2 protein-coding genes are annotated in these 918 nt (G+C 66.6%); both read right to left on the minus strand.

The features are described from left to right. Nucleotides 1-493: alpha-amylase family glycosyl hydrolase (locus GT030_RS22015; RefSeq protein WP_237522735.1), on the minus strand; the 493-nt coding region annotated here is incomplete at its 3' end. Beyond that, nucleotides 490-918, minus strand: a 429-nt coding sequence (locus tag GT030_RS22020) for an alpha amylase C-terminal domain-containing protein (protein ID WP_202460407.1), incomplete at its 5' end; no start/stop codon positions are given. The genes GT030_RS22015 and GT030_RS22020, both read right to left, overlap by 4 nt.

Raw genomic sequence — 918 nt, forward strand, 5'->3', positions numbered from 1 at the left:
CCTCGGTGTCGACGAAGATGATCCGGGCGTCCTGGTACTGCTTGTCGTCGTCGGCCCACATGTAGTAGTCGCCGTACGGGCCTTCGGGGTTGACGCGGGACTCCTGGAACCACGGGTGCTGGTCACTGGTGTGGTTCATGACGAAGTCGATGATGACCCGCATGCCCCGCTGATGGGCCGCGTCCACGAACTCCACGAAGTCGGCCAGGTCGCCGAACTCGGGAAGGACGGAGGTGTAGTCCGCGACGTCGTAACCACCGTCCCGCAAGGGGGACTTGAAGAACGGCGGGAGCCAGAGGCAGTCCACGCCGAGCCACTGGAGATAGTCGAGCTTGGCCGTCAGACCCTTCAGGTCGCCGACACCGTCGCCGTCGCTGTCGTGGAAGGAGCGGACCAGCACTTCATAGAAGACGGCACGCTTGAACCACTCGGGGTCCCGGTCCTTGGCCGGAGTGTCCTCGAAAGTGTCCGGCACGGGTTCGTTCACGGTCATGACGCTGAAGGCCCTCCGATCTGTGACGTCGCCGGCTCGGCACGCAGGACGTGCGCGGGGGCGCGGCCGGGACCGAGGCGGACATAGTTGTCGCGGCCCCAGTGGTAGGTCTCGCCCGTCAGTTCGTCGTGCACGGACAGGGCGTCGCTCCAGTCCAGGCCGAGTCGCGGCAGGTCCAACGAGACCGTGGCCTCCTGGGTGTGGTGCGGGTGGAGACTGACGACCACGAGGACCGTGTCGTCGCCGGTGCGCTTGCTGAACGCGAGCACCGAGTCGTTGTCGGTCCGGTGGAAGCTGAGATTGCGCAGATGGTGCAGTGCGGGGTGCCTGCGGCGGATCTCGTTGAGCCGGGTGATGAGGGGCGCGATGGTCCGTCCCTCGCGGGCGGCCGCCTCCCAGTCCCTCGGCTTGAGCTGGTACTTCTC

The sequence above is a fragment of the Streptomyces sp. SID1328 genome, from assembly GCF_009865595.1.
Taxonomy (GTDB): Bacteria; Actinomycetota; Actinomycetes; order Streptomycetales; family Streptomycetaceae; genus Streptomyces; species Streptomyces griseoluteus.